Source organism: Campylobacter concisus (genome assembly GCF_002913545.1).
GTDB classification, from domain to species: domain Bacteria; phylum Campylobacterota; class Campylobacteria; order Campylobacterales; family Campylobacteraceae; genus Campylobacter_A; species Campylobacter_A concisus_AV.
Genome location: NZ_PPBR01000107.1, coordinates 15,918 through 31,354 on the forward strand (window position 1 = coordinate 15,918; position 15,437 = coordinate 31,354).

Below are 15,437 nucleotides of genomic sequence, written 5' to 3' on the forward strand. Positions count from 1 at the left end.
ACCTTACTTTCCCTTTATATTATTTTTTGAACATTTTTCGCAAATTCCATAAAGCTGCATCATGTGACCAGTTAGTTTAAAGCCATGCTCTTTTGCGATGCTTATCTGTCTTTTTTCTATCATAGGATCTTCAAATTCTATGATAAGACCGCACTTTCTGCATATCATGTGGTCGTGGTGTGGCTTTGTGGCAAGCTCAAATTTCTTGCCTTGAGAGCCAAAGCTGATAGATGTTACCATCTCTGATTCTTCTAGTAAATTTAGCGTTCTATAAACAGTTGCGATGCCGATATTTAGCTCAGGATAGGTCTCTTTTATAAAAAGATATAGCCTCTCTGGCGTAAAGTGCTCGTCGTTGTTGTAAAGCGTTTTTAGTAAAATTTCACGCTGTTTTGTATATTTTAAACCATTGTCGCGAAGAACTCTTTTAAATTTCTCAAGCAAGGCATCGTATTCTAAATTTTCTATCATCTTTATTCCCCTTTGGTGACATTTGTGTCGGTGTTTGTGCTTGCATTTGCATCCATTGATATAAATGCATCACTCTTGTTTGTATCCTTTGGTCTTACTACCATTTCGTCCAGCTCATTTTTGATGTTTTTCACATCGATATTTGTTATCCATCTACCAGTTTCAAGCAGGAGCGGATAGACTTTGCTGTTTGTGAAGTATGGTTCGATCATTTTATTTAGCGAAGTGCCTGACATTACAGCAACGACTGCTGAAAATGTGAGGAAAATTTTGCCACTTCCCATGACAAATCCACCAAGCCTGTCTAAAAAGCCAAGACCGCTTACTGAAACTATCTTTGATAAAAATTTGCCAACTAGCAGACAAACTAGCCAAAAGACTAGCCAAAGTCCGATAAATGCGACAAATTGTAAAAATGAAGGATTTTCAAATTTATAGATATTTTTGCTTATGAAGCTCTCAGCTACATCTGAAAATCTACTAGCGACAACTAGACCGCCGATAAGTCCGATAAGCCCAAATGTCTCTTTTATAAGCCCGTTTATTATGCCTTTTACACCAAGTATCAGGACAAGGGCGATGACGATAATGTCAAACCAAGTTACTAAATCCATCATACAGTTCCTATTAAATTTTGAAGTTCTTGCTGGCTAGTTGAGTAGGCTAGCGCGTTTTCTTTTGTGATCAAGCCCTCTTTTAGCGCTTTCATCAGGGCTTGAGTCTGTGTGCTCATGCCAGTTTGTTGCTGATTTAGCTGCATTTGAGAGTAAATTTGATGCACTTTGTTTTCGCGTATCAAGTTTGAAATCGCCATGTTGTTTATCAAAATTTCATGCACAGCGCACCTTCCGCCGCCTATTTTGGGGATCAGACTTTGTGAGATGACAGCAGTTAGCGAAACGCTAAGCATATTTCTTACTTGAAGCTGCTCGCTTCCATCGAAGCTATCAACGATCCTATTTATAGTTTGTATAGCCGAGTTTGTGTGAAGTGTGCCAAAGACTAGGTGTCCGGTCTCAGCTGCTGTAATAGCCGTAGAGATCGTCTCTCTATCCCTCATCTCGCCCACAAGTATGATATCTGGGTCTTCACGAAGTGCAAATTTTAGCGCCTTCGAGTAAGAGTGTGTGTCGGTGCCTATGTTTCTATGTGAAAATAGGGCTTTTTTGTTGTTATGTACAAACTCGACTGGGTCCTCAACGGTGATGATGTGCTTTCTATAATTTAAATTTATCTCATTAAGCATCGCAGCAAGCGTCGTTGATTTACCACTGCCTGTTGGTCCAGTAACCAGGATAAGGCCTTTTTCTCGTTTGATGATATATTTAAAAATTTGTGGCGCATTTAGATCATCAAGCGAAGGGATGTCGATAGGTATGATACGAAAAGCTGCGGCTAGATCGCCATTCATCGTGTAGTAGTAGTTGCCACGAAAGCGGCCGATATTTGGAAGCTCTATGGCAAAGTCAAGCTCTTTATTATTTTCAAGCTCACTCTTTTGGGCGTCTGTGATTAGAGCGTAGCATAAATTTTCTATATCTTTGCCACTTAGAACTCCAAATTCAAGCGGCCTTAAAGTACCATCTATCCTTATCTGCGGCTCAGACCTTGAGACTAGGTGAAGGTCACTGGCTTTATTGAAAACAACGGTTTTTAGAAGCGTTTGGATGTCACCAGAGAGATTGCTCTCTGATGCTTTGGTTTGGGCATCCGAGCTTTGCGCTCTTAGTTGTTCGATTAGATCCATGTCTTTACTCTATGATCTTTGGCACAGCAAAAAAGTGTCCTTCGCGTGAAGGGGCGTGCTTTAAAATTTCATCGACAACGTCGCTTAAATTTGGCTCATCTTCTCTTAATGGAGTGCCGCCTTTTATAGAGCTAACTACGGCCTCATCGCTGCTTAGATCAAGCTCGTTTAAAACATCGACAAAAGATACGATTTCGCTTAATTGCTTCTTGATCTCTTCTCTTTTTTCATCATTAATTTGTAATGCGGAGAGTTTTTCTAGTTTATTTAAGAGAGTGTCGTCTATTTGCATTATTAAGCAACCTTTTAATTGATTTTGAGGCATTATATCACATTCAAGCTTTAATTTTGGGCTACTTTTAATTTAATTATGCTAAAATCTGCGAATTAAAATTTTTCAAAAGCAAGGAAAAACGTTGGCTATAAAAGAAGACTTAACCGAGATAAAAAAAGAGATCGACGCCCAGGAGCAGTTTCTTGAGAGTATGATCAAGGGAGAGCGTTTTTTTAGGAAATACAAAACTTTGCTGATCGTGCTATGCGTGGTAGCTATCGTCGCACTCATCGGATTTTACGCTAGTAAGGTTTTAAACGACAACAGAGTTGAGGAGGCAAATTTAGCCTATTCAAAGCTTATCTTAAATCCAAATGACGCGAGCGCTTTAAATGTTTTAAAGGAGAAAGAGCCAAGCTTATATGCACTTTTCTCACTTGGGCAAATGCTTGATAAAAACGATACAAAAGGCATTAGCGAGCTTGCAAATTTAAAAGTAAATCCGATCGTAAAAGATATCATCCTTTCACAAACTGGCGATGCAAATACTCAAATTTTAAACGAATATAACGCACTTTTAAAAGGTTTTGAGCTTTTAAAACAAAATAAAATCAAAGAGGCAAATGTAGAATTTGACAAGATCGCACTTGACTCACAACTACAAACTTTAGTTAAAAATTTAAAACACTATCAGGGAATAAAATAATGAAAAAACTTACACTATTCTTGGCTTTTGCCTTGGCTTTAGTTCTAAGCGGATGCGGCACAAAAAGACAATATTTTGAGCCTGTGCAAACTTCTGGCGAGATATCTTTATCAAAAGATCTTCCTTCTTACATCAAATCAGCAAATGCAAATGGCGCAACGCTGGATAATGGCAACATCATCACTAAAAATGGGCTAAACAAAAGCGTTACTTTGCCTGAAAATTTCAACTTCTTAAACGAAAACAACGGCTTTGTCATCTCGGCTAGTATAAATGGCGATCTAAACGTGACTGATCCTAGTGGCCACAGCGTTTATAGCGGTAAATTTCCAACTGCGATCGTAGCAGCCTCACTTGATCAAAACCAACTTGCAGCTATCAGCGCATCAAACCACATTTACCTTATCGATATCAACACAGCTACGACACTAATGGAGTATAGCTCATCTGACATCGCAGCGGTTGATTCAAGAGTTGTGGCACCTTACTTTATGAGCTCACTCATCGTCTATCCAGCGCTTGATGGTAAAATTTACATCGTGCAAAAAGAGACTGGTAGAATTTTACGCGACGTTGTCGTAAGCTCTGAAAATTTCTTTAACAACATCATATTTTTAGGCGTTGAGGGCGATAATCTAATCGCAGCAACAGCCAAAAAACTAATCGTCATCAACCCAAGCCAAACAGTTTATTATGACGGCGAGATCAAAGATGTGCTAGTTCATAACGATGAAATTTACATCTTTAAAAAAGATGGCACGATCGTAAGAACAGACCTTATGCTAAAAGAGCAAAATAAGGTAAATTTCAAATTTGCTATCTTCTCAGCAGCTACTATCATCAACAATAAGCTCTATGTCATCGAAAAAACAGGCTATGTTATAAAGACAAATTTAGACCTTAGTGGAGCTGAAATTTACGAGTTTAGCGACGAGATAAAAGATAAAAGCTTCATGGGAAATGGCGCATTTTACTACGATAACGAGTATGTTAATCTAGGGCAATGAACCAAAAAATTTGGGAGCTTTTTGAAGCTAAAAAGATCTTGCTAAGGGATCTAAAAAGGCTTGACCTTAGCGAATTTACCAAGAAACGCTCGCTTGAGGCGTTTTTTGGTGTTGATACAAAAAATTTCTACGAGATCGTTTTTTTAAGGAGTGCAAAGAGCAGGCTTTTGCTCAAAGAAGCCAGCGAGATAAATGAAATTTGCACTAAATTTGAAGAAAAATTTCAAACCAAGATCAAAAAACGTGTGATCTTTTACAACTCTCAAATTTGCTCAAAATCCCTAAACTACTTCAAAGAAGAAGGCTGGAGCTGTTATGATTTTGTGTGATATCGGCAACACCAACGCCTCTTTTTTGCAAAATGGCAAGATCACACACATAAAAGTTAGTGAATTTAAAAACTATAAACCAGACGAAAAGGTCTATTTTATCTGCGTAAATGAAGAAATTTTGCGCATGATAGATAAGGACGAAATGTTTGTAAATTTAGAGCCTTACTTTGAGATAGACACGATCTATCAAGGTCTTGGAGTAGATAGAAAAGCTGGATGCTACATGATAAATGATGGCGTTATAGTAGATGCTGGAAGTGCTATAACCGTTGATATAATGGCAAACTCACTTCATCTTGGCGGCTACATCTTGCCAGGTATCGCAACTATGTTAAATGCTTATAAAAGTATCTCGCCACGCCTTGATGTGACGCTAAATTCGCAAATAGACATCGATGCGCTGCCTCAAAAGACGAGCGATGCTGTGAGTTATGGCATCATAAAGCCCATTATCACGCTTATTTCAAAGTTAGCAGGCAGCAAAAAGGTCTATTTTACTGGCGGAGATGGTGACTTTTTGTCTAAATTTTTTAAAAATGCCATTTGCGACAAGATGCTGATCTTTCGTGCCATGCAAAAAATAATCGATGAGAAAAAGGAAATTTTAAAATGATAACAGTAGCCTTGCCAAAGGGTAGGATCGCAGAAGATACGCTTGAAATTTTTAGAAAAATTTTTGGTTCGAGCTTTATGTTTGAGGATAGAAAACTCATCCTTGAAGAGGGAAATTTTAGATTTTTAATGGTTCGCAACCAAGATATACCAACATACGTCACCGAAGGCGCGGCGGATATCGGTGTGGTCGGTCTTGACGTGCTTGAAGAGCATAAGCCAAATGTAGTGAGACTACTTGATCTGCAAATAGGCAAGTGCAAGGTCTGCATCGGCATAAAAAACGAAGATGAGCTTGATTTTTCAAGGTCTGAGCTAAAGATCGCTACTAAGATGCCAAATATCACTAGAAACTACTTTGCCAAGCTTGCCGTTGGCGTGAAGATCATAAAGCTTTATGGCTCGATCGAGCTAGCACCACTTGTTGGGCTAAGTGACGCGATCGTCGATGTGGTCGAGACTGGCTCAACCATGAAGCAAAATGGGCTAAAAGTGGCTGGCGACATCATGCAAAGCTCAGCCTATCTAATCGCAAATAAAAATAGTTTTATCATCAAAAAAGATGAAATTTTGGAGCTTTATCAAAAGATAAAAGAGGAAATTTCAAAGTAAAATTTGAAAAACGTAAATATCATAAATAAAGAAAAAATGGTTAAGGTAAAACACTGTTGCTCTCAAATGAAAGGGGCAACGAAATTAAATTGTAAGATTCATAACAATATTTATGATTGCCCAGACGTGCTTATTTCGTATTATCCTAAATTTGATGAATATGGAATTATCGTTCACGATGGTGGCACAAGCAGTATTTCAATCAAATTTTGCCCTTTTTGTGGTACAAAATTACCAAAATCAAAACGAGATAAATGGTTTGACAAAATGGAAAAATTAAGAATAGATATTGATAATGATGAAATTCCTAAAGTATATTTAAATTATGGTTGGTGGTTGAAGAAGTGATTGAAAATTATTTTTTTAACTCTTTTTAATCAACATAAAAACTAGTTGTTGCCAATTTTAAACGGCTATCACATAAAAAATCTTTAGAAATTTCTATTTAACTAGATGTAAAAGCAATATAAAATGCTTAATATTTTTTTCTCCACTCAGAATGGCGGTGTGTTTTGTTAGATTTTTTAAGACCGAGCAGATATAACTTTGTATAAAAACAGCAAATTTGCTTTAAATTCTGCTGGCAAAATTTGATCCAAGATGGTAAATTTTATTTGATACAGTTAAAATTTAAATGGGAAGAACGAGCAAATTCAGATCAAAAAATAATAATTGTTTTTGCATTTTAAAATTTTAAATTTTTAACTTTTCTTGATAGTTAATTTTAACCCGAAACAACAAATTTAGCCTAAATTTTACCGCCAAACATCTCATACATCGCCTTCTCCTCGCCCCAAAGCTCGCGGTGCTTTTTGATTGATGATTTGATAGCGTTTATGAGATAGAGCACGTCCTCTTTTGTGTGCGTGTAGTGCATGCTCACTCTTACAAAACCTGGCTTTTTCTCTAAGATCTTATTCTCTTTAAGCCCCAGCAGATCAAAAGCATAAGGCCCAGCGCACATCACACCAGCGCGGCTTTGTATGCCGTAGTTGTTGCTAAGCGTTGCGGCAAAGTCATAAGGTGAAATGTCTCGCACATTAAATGAAAAAATAGGCAGTTTTTCTGCATTTTTAGGACCATAAATGGTGATATCCTCGATGCTGCTAAGCTCTTTTTCAAAGAAATTTGCTAGCTCATCTTCACGTGCTTTGATATTTTCCACTCCGACACTTGCTTGCAAGTTGTAGGCTAGACTTGCTCGCACCAGCCCCAAGATAGATGGCGTGCCAGCCTCTTCAAGCTGCTCGGCATTTTTTATAAAAAGGTGCTTTGATGGCGTCGCAAGCGCGATGGTGCCGCCACCTGCAAAGCTTGGTATATCGCTTGTATAAAGCTCTTTTTTGATCGCCAAAAGACCGCAACTTCCAACTCCGCCAAGTAGCTTGTGAGGCGAGAAAAAGGCTGCGTCAAAGTAGGCGGAGTCTAAAATTTCATGCGAACTGGTTGCTGCGCAGTCAAATGCCACCACTCCACCAAATTTCTTAACGAGTGAGTAAATTTTCTTGTAGTCGGTTTTTACGCCTGTGACGTTTGAGGCGGCGCTAAAGCAGGCGATGATCTTTCTTTTTGCGTTTAGTTTTAGCGTCCTCTCAAGCATCACGTAGTCTATCTCGTCATTTTCATCAAGCCCAATGCGCTCGCAGTCGCAAAGCCCTTCACGAAAGCTGATCTCGTTTGAGTGGTGCTCATAGGGGCCAACCAGCACGAGTGGTAAATTTACGCTTCTTAAATTTGCTTCGCCGATCAAGGCTCTTGTTGCTGGCGGCAGATAAATTCCCATTATCTCCTGAAATTTCTTTATCGCAGCCGTTGCGCCTTGACCTGTTGCTATTAGATAAAAGCTATCATCAAGTCCCAAAAGCTCCTTTAGCTCAGCCCTTGCGTTTTCATAGCGTTTTTGCGTTAGCACGGCACTTGAACTGCTGTCTGAGTGGGTGTTTGCGTAGGTTTTTAAAAAGTTTGAAATTTCATCTTCGATAGGCGCATAGGCAAGTCCTGAGGCCGTGTAGTCAAAATAGTAAATTCCATCTTTTAAAATGATATTTTTTCTTACTTCATCTATAGTTGGCACGATTTTCCCTTTGGTTAAAAGCGTGATTATAATGAAATTTTGTATAAAGTGAGGTTACAAGCGGGCAGGGCGCCCACTCGCGTCTGTTTATTTGTTTAAGAAGTTTTTCTCTAACCACTCGTTAGCTTTTGCTTCACTCTCAAATCTTTGGCTCTTAGCAACTTGGTTTGCACCCTCATAAAAACGGATACGAATGCCGTCTTGAACGCTATCGATCTTGATTCTAGTGATCTTATCTTTGTTTAGATAAGTCCTGTCGTTTAGTTTTACATACATGTTTTTCTCCTTTTAAAAATTTGGTTTATTTTTTATCGTTTTTCTTCTCGTCTTGTTTTAAAAATAGCTCTTTAAAGCGCTTATTTGCGTAGTCTTCGATGTCATTTTGAAGCTGTTTATAGGCGTTTATGAGCTCGTGTGCTCTATCATTTAGCGTAGTGCCAGCGCTATCTCCGCCACCTTGCTTGGTCGTAAAGAGATCTTCTTTTAAATTTTTTTGCAAAATTTGCAGATGCGACCAGCATTTTTTATAGTTCATGCCTAAAATTTCAGCTGCCTTTGATATCGAGCCAACCTCGGCTATAACGTCTAAAACCTCGGTTTTGCCCTTGCCAAATATAAGCTCGCCCTCGTCGTTTTCTATCCAAGTCTTTGTCTTTACTCTCATCTTTTTGCCTTTCTTTTCCTTAAAACAGCCTAGCTGACAGTACTTCACGTCAAAGCCGTAGTCTCTAAGCGTCGAGCGCATGGTCTTTAGCCCGCCGTTAGCCGCCGCCATCTCTCTTGCATCTTTGCAAAAAACTCTGCCCTTTTCGTCGCTCACTTCTTTTAGTTTTAGTGATAATGTAAATTTGCCGCGGTCTTTATCTAGGGCGCCAAACTGCCCAAGCTCGCAGTTGTCTATCTTGATGCCAAGCCTGGTTGCCTCGTCGCTTACCTCGCCGACTTCTATGCCAAGCTTATTTGCGATCTTAAAAGCAGTGCCGCAGTCAAGTTTGCCGCTTTTATTTAGCGTTTGTTTTATTAGCTCTTCTAAATTTTTACTCATAAATTCTCTCTTCGCCGCTATAAACGTTGATATTTTCGCCCCTTGCAAAACCACAAAGCGAGAGCTTAAATTTACGAGCGATCACTACGCCAAGGCTAGTCGGTGCTGTCCTTGAGATAAGCGCTGGGATGCCGTGCATAACGGCCTTTGCGACCATCTCTGAACTTAGCCTGCCACTCACCATCAAAAATGAATTTGCTAAGTTAGCTCCGTCTAAAACGGCCTTGCCAACAGCTTTGTCGATCGTGTTGTGCTGAGCGATATCCTCGCCTATGTAAAATTTATCTTCGCTCACAAAAAGCTTTGCCGTATGCACACAGCCAGTCATCTCATAAAGCTCGCATTGCGTGTAAAATTCCTTCATTTGAGCAAGGATCATATCTTTGTTAAATTTAGCCCCGCTTTTTACGGCTCTTGCTGCCATCGCCTGTGGGTCGATATTTGCCGTTGAGCTTCTGCCACAGCCACTTATTATGACCTTTTCTTCGTCAAACTGCTCTAAGCGCTTTTCGTTCACTTTGGCGCTTACATAGACGCTTAGCTCGTCGCTTGAGAGCTTAACTTCTGTTATGTCCTCTGGCTTTGTGATGACGTTTTCGCTGATCAAATAGCCCACAGCAAGCGCCTTTTGATCCGTTGGCGTTGCCATAACGGCACCAAATTTTTTGTCATTTATGTAAATTTCAAGCTTGATCTCACGCACCAAGATATCATCAACCTGTGCTTTTTGCTCGCCTTTATATTTGATGATCTGCGTTTTATAAATCGGTTCCATCTTGCTCCTTGAAGTTTTCACAAATGATAGCCCAAAAAGCTAAATTTAATTTTGGATTGTAGTAAAAACTTGCTTAAATAAAGCAAAAAGCTTAAACGCATTTTAATACGAAATAAACGTTATTATAATTAAAATTTGATATGCAAAATAGGCATATTTCTTAAAGTATAAAGTTAGAGAAAATAACAAATTTTATAGGTGCAAAAAGCACCTATAAATTTACGCTTTTAGTTTTAGTCTGTCGCCAGCGTAGTAAGCGATCTTCCAAACAGTAGTTTGTTTTAGGTTCTTTTCGCCATAACCTCTTGCAGCAACTCTGTCATTGTAGATTTTTTCGATCACATCTGACTCGCCAACTAATAGAGCTTTTGTAGAGCACATCGCAGCACAAACTGGCACCTTGCCCTCAGAAATTCTATCTTGTCCATATACTTCGCGCTCTTCTTCGCTATTAGTTGGTAGCGGACCGCCTGCACACATGGTGCATTTATCCATTACACCCCTTGCACCAAAGGCACCATCTTTAGGGAATTGTGGCGCACCAAATGGGCAAGCATATAAGCAGTATCCGCAGCCTATACAAATATCTTTATCGTGAAGCACGATGCCATCAGCTCTGATGTAGAAACAATCAACCGGACAAACGAGCGAACAAGGTGCATCTTCGCAGTGCATACATGCTATTGACGTTGAAATTTCTTTACCTGGCACACCCTCATTTAGCGTTATAACGCGGCGTCTTCTAACGCCGATAGGTAGTTCATGAGCTTCATCACATGCTACTGCGCAGCCGTTGCAATCAATGCATCTATCTGTGTCGCAGTAAAATTTAAGTCTATTGTTATCGTTAAATGCGCTCATATTATGCCCTTTCTATGCGGCAAAGACCGCCTTTTGTTTCTGGAATTTGAGTGACTATGTCATATCCGTAGTTTGTTACGGTATTTGCGCTCTCGCCAACTGCAAAAGGTCTTGTTCCCTCAGGGAAATTTCCAGTCATATCAACACCTTGCATATATCCAGCCCAGTGGAATGGCAAGAAGATCATATTAGGCTTAACCGATGGCACGATCCTTGCGCGAACCTTGATCTTAGTGCCCTCAGGTGAATGAACCCAAACAAAATCCCAATTTTTAATGCCATGTTTAGCCGCTAGCTCTGGGTGGATGTCGGCAAACATCTCAGGCGTAATGCGTGATAGATACTTACTAGCACGCGTCTCCATACCAGCACCGCTGAAGTTTACAAGGCGTCCCGTAGTTAAATTTATAGGGAATTCTTTTGAGAAGTCCTTACTTTGTTGCAAGCTTTCAAATTTAGTATCAACGCGGTATTGTTTTGCTTTATCTTTAAAGCTTGGATACTTCTTGGCTAGATCTGGTCTTGGTGAGTGGATCGGCTCTCTATGCTGAGGGATCTGATCAACAAATGTCCAAACTATTGCTCTAGCACGTGCATTGCCGTATGGAGCTATGCCTTTTTGCATACATTTTTCAGCGATTATGCCGCTGCCATCAGTCGCCCATGTAGCGCCCATTTTTTCGCGCTCTTCATCTGTAAGTTTTATACCAAGAACCTCTTCGATATTTTTCTTAGTTATCTCAGGATATCCGCCATTTACCGCGCCTTGCTCTGGAGCAGAGCCCATTGCAGCAAGCTGATTAACGCCGTTGTGCTCTAAACCAAAGCGGTTTCTAAATCCCATACCACCTTGCATTACTGGTTTGCTTATATCATATAAATTTGGACTACCAGGGTGCTTTTCCGTCCAGCAAGGCCATGGCAAGCCGTAATACTCACCAGCTACGTCAGTGCCCTCTTTGCCCATAAGTGTTTTTTCATCAAATTTATCCCAGTTCTCTTGGTGGCGTTTTAGGCGCTCAGGTGTCCAGCCTGTAAGTCCGATACTTTTTACGATATTTGCTATCTCGCGGGTAGCAGCTTCTGGCCACTCTATCTTGCCATCGGCATCTCTTATAGTGCGAGTTAGCTCGTCATAGAAGCCTATGCGTTTAGCTAGTTCAAATAAAACTTCATGATCTGGCATGCTCTCATAAAGTGGCTTACATACTTGACTTCTCCATTGACCACTTCTGTTTGTAGCTACGACTGTGCCGCTAGTTTCATATTGAGTTGCTGCTGGGAGAAGATAAACTCCATCTTTTTTGTTAGTGATAACGCCAGCATCATTTACAAATGGATCCATAAGCACTAAAAGCTCAAGCCCGTCAAGACCCTCTTGAACCTTTGCTTGTTGTGCAGTAGATGTTATGCCGTTACCTATAACTACAAGAGCTTTTAGGCTATCGCCTGCGTTTTCGATAGCGTCGTTGCCATCTTTGCCATCAAGCACACCAGCCCACCAGCGAGCTAGAGTAAATCCAGGCTTCATCATCCACTCTGGTTTTACGAAATTTCCTTGCAGCCACTCGTAATCCACTTTCCACATTTTGGCAAAATATTTCCATGTAGCTTCGTTTTTAGCATAGTATCCAGGCAAGCTATCAGGTGCGTTTGCCATGTCGCTAGCGCCCTGAACGTTGTCGTGGCCTCTTAGGATGTTGCATCCTCCGCCACTTACGCCCATGTTGCCAAGAACTAGTTGCAAGATCGGAGCTATACGAGTATTTGAGCTGCCTATTGTGTGCTGAGTTAGACCCATCGCCCAAACGACTGAGCCAGGGCGGTTTTTAGCATAAATTTCTGTGATCTCTTTTAGCGTTGCAGCGCTCACTCCAGTCACATCTTCAACAACTTCTGGTGTCCATTTTGCAGCCTCTTTGCGGATATCATCGATGCCGTATGTGCGCTCATCTATAAATTTCTTATCTTCCCAGCCATTTTCAAAGATGAGATTCATCATGCCATACATAAATGGTATGTCTGTGCCTGGGCGAATTTGTGCGAAATAATCAGCCTTTGCCGCTGTTCTTGTGTATCTTGGATCGACAACGATTAGTTTTGCGCCGTTATTCTCTTTTGCTTTTAAAAAGTGCCTAAAGCCAACTGGGTGATTTACCGCTGGATTTGCGCCGATTATAAAGATAGATTTCGCGTTTTGGATATCTCCAAGGTGATTTGTCATAGCTCCATAACCCCACGTATTCGCCACACCGGCGACTGTTGCGCTATGTCAAATTCTTGCTTGGTGATCTAGGTTGTTTGTCCCAAACATCGCAGAGAATTTACTGATGTAGTAGCTCTGCTCATTGCTATCTTTTGCTGAACCCAAAAACATAACTTGCTCTGGATTTTTCTCGCGGTAAGCTTTTAGCTTTGCGCCGATCTCGTCAAGTGCTTGCGTCATAGAGATGCGTTGCCACTTGCCGCCAACTTTTTTCATCGGATATTTTACACGGCAGTGTGAGCGCACCATATCGATAACGTCTGCACCTTTACAGCAGTGACCACCAGCACTTACTGGGTGATCTTGTGCTACTTCTTGACGTACCCATGCACCATTTTCTACCTCTGCTAGCACTCCGCATCCTACAGAGCAAACTGTGCAGACAGTTTTTACTATTTTTGAGTCTGGAAATGGGTTTGCCATCTCTTGAGCTGTTGCTTCTCTTGTGACATTGCTTGCTGCAAAGCCGGCCGCTCCACTAGCACCTGCTAATGCAGCCATTTTTAAAAACGATCTACGGCCGATGTTGTTTGGCGTAGCGTTTAATCTAGCTTCAGACATTTTCATCCTTTCTTAAATTTCTATCAAATTTTATTTTGCTTGTTTGTAGTAAAGTTCCCAGTTTTTGCTTCTTTTGTAAAGCACCTCGGTCTTTTTACTCTTTCCTGATTTTAAATTTTCATTAGCATTTGCTGCTACCGCACCACTTGCTGCCACAGCGCCAACCAGACCGACTTTTTTTAGAAATTCGCGTCTATTTTGCATATGTACCCTCCGTTCTTAGTTTTCTTATCCTATTTTTTTCTCTTCTTATGCTTTCAGATCTTGAAAGACCATCGCTCTTTTTGTGGTCTATCTTGACCGGTTTTGGTGAGTTTAGTGCAACGCGCTCAAACGTGATAAATTCGTTTAGCAAAACGGCCACATCCTTGTAAATTTCACTATTTTTATGCTCATATAAATTCTCTATAAACTCATCAATGTTTGGATTTATAATATTTTTAAAAAGCTCCTCTTCGCACTCGTCAAATTTACCGATAAACTCGTTCATAAGTGTAAAGACAAAGCCCACGTTATCTTCATTCTCTTTAAATTTACTCTCATCTCTTCTGATGTTTGTCTTAGCCAAAATTTTACGCACATCGGCACAAGCATGACCCACTTCATAACCCTCATCGTAAAAAGAGAGCGAATTTCGAAGCGGACTTGGCGGAGTGTGAAAAATGTCATCAAATTCGGTGATCAAATTCTCTGGATTTTTTTCATCAAATTTACTTTTTATATTTGCAACAGCATGCGAGACTTCATCATTTAAGCTATATTCTTCTATGAGATCAAGCATTTTACTAAGGCCATCAAATCTCTTTTCATCTTCACTAAATACGAAGAATTTAGAGAAAGTAGCGTAGTAAAGTTTTCTGCCAGCTGCAAATTCCTCTTTTGTGCTCACCTTTTTCCTTAAATAGTTTTTTAACGACACTGAAACTATACAATTAATTGCCTTATTAATTTGGCTTAAAATAAAATAAATTAGAAAAGTTAAAAAAAGCTTAAATATGCCTTAATTGCATATTTAAAAGCACTATTTTTAGGGGATTATACAAAATATGATTTTTTAGCAGGATTATTAAAATTTAGCTCTTTTTTGATATCCATTTTTATTTTTGGAATAAATTTAAAGAGTAGGAGTAAATTTTACTCCAAAGCGAGCATCGAGCCATCTTCAAATTCTAAAAATACTCGCTCTCCAATCTTTAAAATTTCATCATCATGGCTAAAAATTTTGATCAAAAAGTCGCCAACTTTGACCTTCAAAAGCTTTTCATCACCCATGTAGAGCGAGGCCGAGTGCAAAATCCCTGAAATTTGACCCTCTCCACCTGTTTTAGAAATTTTTATCTTGCTTGGATTGATCGTGATCTTACTTTTACCTTTAAAATTTGAAGGTAAATTTAGCCGTGCTTCGTCGCCAAAGCTTAGCACGCCACCCTCTATCTCAAAGATATTTTTGTATTCAAACTCGCAGACTCTGCCTTTGTGTAAAAACACACACTCGTTTGCTAGCATACTAAGCCACTTTTCGTCGTGACTTGCGATGACAAAGCCGCAGCCATATTTCTCGTGCATCAAATTTATAGCCTTGCTAAAGAGCTTTGAAGTGCCGATATCAACGCTGTTTGTAGGCTCATCAAGCAGATAAAATGGCACTCTTAAAGAAAGTGCAAGTGCAAATGCGATGCGCTGCGTCTGACCAGAGCTTAGCTCAAAGTGGCGCTTATCTAAAAATTTCTCATCAAGTCCCACGAGAGCTAGTGCTTCGCTGGTTCGCTCCTCAAATTCGCTTAGTAAATTTCTACTTTTTAAGATGACTTTGAAATTTTCTCTAACGCTTCTTTTTAAAAGGGCAGGCTCAGGCAGCAAAACGCAAATTTTACGCAACATTTCAAGGCTTGGTCTATTTTCTCCCCAAAGTGAAATTTCGCCGCTATCTGGGCTTTGCAGGCGTGAGAGCACTCTTATTAGCGTGCTTTTGCCGCTGCCATTACTGCCCATTAGAGCGGTTATCTTTTTAGTATTTATATCAAGGCTTGGGATATTTAGGATCTCGCTTTTGCTGTAGCTTAGGTGTAAATTTCTTATCTTTATCAAAATTTG

Annotated in this window: 19 protein-coding genes; 6 read left to right on the forward strand and 13 right to left on the reverse strand. The window is 39.9% G+C overall.

The window, feature by feature from the left end:
• Nucleotides 1–3 precede the first annotated feature (3 nt).
• Genes CYP05_RS07075 through gatC form a run of 4 tightly spaced genes read right to left on the reverse strand, consistent with a single transcriptional unit; the run spans nucleotide 4 to nucleotide 2,510 of the window.
• Nucleotides 4–471: a Fur family transcriptional regulator gene (locus CYP05_RS07075; protein ID WP_002941362.1), complete on the reverse strand. Its 468-nt coding sequence runs from the start codon at nucleotides 469–471 to the stop codon at nucleotides 4–6.
• Nucleotides 472–473: 2 nt separating this feature from the next.
• Complete coding sequence (locus tag CYP05_RS07080) at nucleotides 474–1,085, reverse strand: CvpA family protein (RefSeq protein WP_103642469.1); 612 nt, start codon at nucleotides 1,083–1,085, stop codon at nucleotides 474–476.
• On the reverse strand, nucleotides 1,085–2,218 hold the full coding sequence (locus CYP05_RS07085; RefSeq protein WP_021085022.1) for a type IV pilus twitching motility protein PilT: 1,134 nt from the start codon (nucleotides 2,216–2,218) through the stop codon (nucleotides 1,085–1,087). The genes CYP05_RS07080 and CYP05_RS07085 overlap by 1 nt, the downstream gene beginning before the upstream one ends.
• A 4-nt stretch (nucleotides 2,219–2,222) precedes the next feature.
• Nucleotides 2,223–2,510 (reverse strand): Asp-tRNA(Asn)/Glu-tRNA(Gln) amidotransferase subunit GatC, encoded by a 288-nt coding sequence (gatC, locus tag CYP05_RS07090; RefSeq protein ID WP_103642442.1) that lies wholly within the window; start codon nucleotides 2,508–2,510, stop codon nucleotides 2,223–2,225.
• A gap of 124 nt (nucleotides 2,511–2,634) precedes the next feature.
• Here gatC and CYP05_RS07095 point away from each other — a divergent pair, with 124 nt between their 5' ends.
• Genes CYP05_RS07095 through CYP05_RS07120 form a run of 6 tightly spaced genes read left to right on the forward strand, consistent with a single transcriptional unit; the run spans nucleotide 2,635 to nucleotide 6,109 of the window.
• Nucleotides 2,635–3,198: a hypothetical protein gene (locus tag CYP05_RS07095; protein WP_103642443.1), complete on the forward strand. Its 564-nt coding sequence runs from the start codon at nucleotides 2,635–2,637 to the stop codon at nucleotides 3,196–3,198.
• Nucleotides 3,198–4,205 carry an L-seryl-tRNA selenium transferase gene (locus CYP05_RS07100; RefSeq protein WP_103642444.1) on the forward strand — a complete coding sequence of 336 codons (1,008 nt, stop codon included), beginning with the start codon at nucleotides 3,198–3,200 and terminating at the stop codon, nucleotides 4,203–4,205. Before CYP05_RS07095 ends, CYP05_RS07100 begins: the two co-directional genes overlap by 1 nt.
• Nucleotides 4,202–4,534, forward strand: a complete 333-nt coding sequence (locus tag CYP05_RS07105; protein ID WP_012140325.1) for a hypothetical protein — start codon at nucleotides 4,202–4,204, stop codon at nucleotides 4,532–4,534. Before CYP05_RS07100 ends, CYP05_RS07105 begins: the two co-directional genes overlap by 4 nt.
• Nucleotides 4,521–5,150 (forward strand): type III pantothenate kinase, encoded by a 630-nt coding sequence (locus CYP05_RS07110; RefSeq protein WP_021087426.1) that lies wholly within the window; start codon nucleotides 4,521–4,523, stop codon nucleotides 5,148–5,150. The genes CYP05_RS07105 and CYP05_RS07110 overlap by 14 nt, the downstream gene beginning before the upstream one ends.
• On the forward strand, nucleotides 5,147–5,761 hold the full coding sequence (gene hisG / locus CYP05_RS07115) for an ATP phosphoribosyltransferase (protein ID WP_103642445.1): 615 nt from the start codon (nucleotides 5,147–5,149) through the stop codon (nucleotides 5,759–5,761). Before CYP05_RS07110 ends, hisG begins: the two co-directional genes overlap by 4 nt.
• A 3-nt stretch (nucleotides 5,762–5,764) precedes the next feature.
• Nucleotides 5,765–6,109, forward strand: a complete 345-nt coding sequence (locus tag CYP05_RS07120) for a DUF6980 family protein (protein ID WP_219809359.1) — start codon at nucleotides 5,765–5,767, stop codon at nucleotides 6,107–6,109.
• A 400-nt stretch (nucleotides 6,110–6,509) separates the two neighbouring features.
• Here the strand turns inward: CYP05_RS07120 and CYP05_RS07125 are convergent, their stop codons facing one another.
• The 9 genes from CYP05_RS07125 to tupC all read right to left on the reverse strand — a co-directional run bounded on the left by CYP05_RS07125 (nucleotide 6,510) and on the right by tupC (nucleotide 15,431).
• Entirely contained in the window at nucleotides 6,510–7,835 is a 1,326-nt protein-coding gene (locus CYP05_RS07125) for an aminotransferase class V-fold PLP-dependent enzyme (RefSeq protein WP_103642446.1), read from the reverse strand.
• Nucleotides 7,836–7,922: 87 nt separating this feature from the next.
• A complete protein-coding gene (locus CYP05_RS07130; protein ID WP_002941192.1) occupies nucleotides 7,923–8,111 on the reverse strand; it encodes a hypothetical protein in 189 nt (62 codons plus the stop codon).
• Between the two features lie 25 nt (nucleotides 8,112–8,136).
• The gene (locus CYP05_RS07135) at nucleotides 8,137–8,880 is read right to left on the reverse strand and encodes a winged helix-turn-helix domain-containing protein (protein ID WP_009294802.1); all 744 of its coding nucleotides are present in this window, start codon (nucleotides 8,878–8,880) and stop codon (nucleotides 8,137–8,139) included.
• A complete protein-coding gene (fdhD, locus tag CYP05_RS07140; RefSeq protein ID WP_103642447.1) occupies nucleotides 8,873–9,655 on the reverse strand; it encodes a formate dehydrogenase accessory sulfurtransferase FdhD in 783 nt (260 codons plus the stop codon). The genes CYP05_RS07135 and fdhD overlap by 8 nt, the downstream gene beginning before the upstream one ends.
• Before the next feature lie 219 nt (nucleotides 9,656–9,874).
• Nucleotides 9,875–10,516 (reverse strand): formate dehydrogenase FDH3 subunit beta, encoded by a 642-nt coding sequence (gene fdh3B / locus CYP05_RS07145; protein WP_009294800.1) that lies wholly within the window; start codon nucleotides 10,514–10,516, stop codon nucleotides 9,875–9,877.
• 1 nt (nucleotide 10,517) lies between these two features.
• Nucleotides 10,518–13,343: a formate dehydrogenase subunit alpha gene (locus CYP05_RS07150; protein ID WP_103642448.1), complete on the reverse strand. Its 2,826-nt coding sequence runs from the start codon at nucleotides 13,341–13,343 to the stop codon at nucleotides 10,518–10,520.
• 30 nt (nucleotides 13,344–13,373) lie between these two features.
• Nucleotides 13,374–13,547, reverse strand: a complete 174-nt coding sequence (locus tag CYP05_RS07155; protein WP_002941238.1) for a twin-arginine translocation signal domain-containing protein — start codon at nucleotides 13,545–13,547, stop codon at nucleotides 13,374–13,376.
• The gene (locus CYP05_RS07160) at nucleotides 13,537–14,232 is read right to left on the reverse strand and encodes a TorD/DmsD family molecular chaperone (RefSeq protein WP_103642449.1); all 696 of its coding nucleotides are present in this window, start codon (nucleotides 14,230–14,232) and stop codon (nucleotides 13,537–13,539) included. Before CYP05_RS07160 ends, CYP05_RS07155 begins: the two co-directional genes overlap by 11 nt.
• Nucleotides 14,233–14,477: 245 nt before the next feature.
• A complete protein-coding gene (gene tupC / locus CYP05_RS07165) occupies nucleotides 14,478–15,431 on the reverse strand; it encodes a tungstate ABC transporter ATP-binding protein TupC (protein WP_103642450.1) in 954 nt (317 codons plus the stop codon).
• Nucleotides 15,432–15,437: the final 6 nt, after the last annotated feature.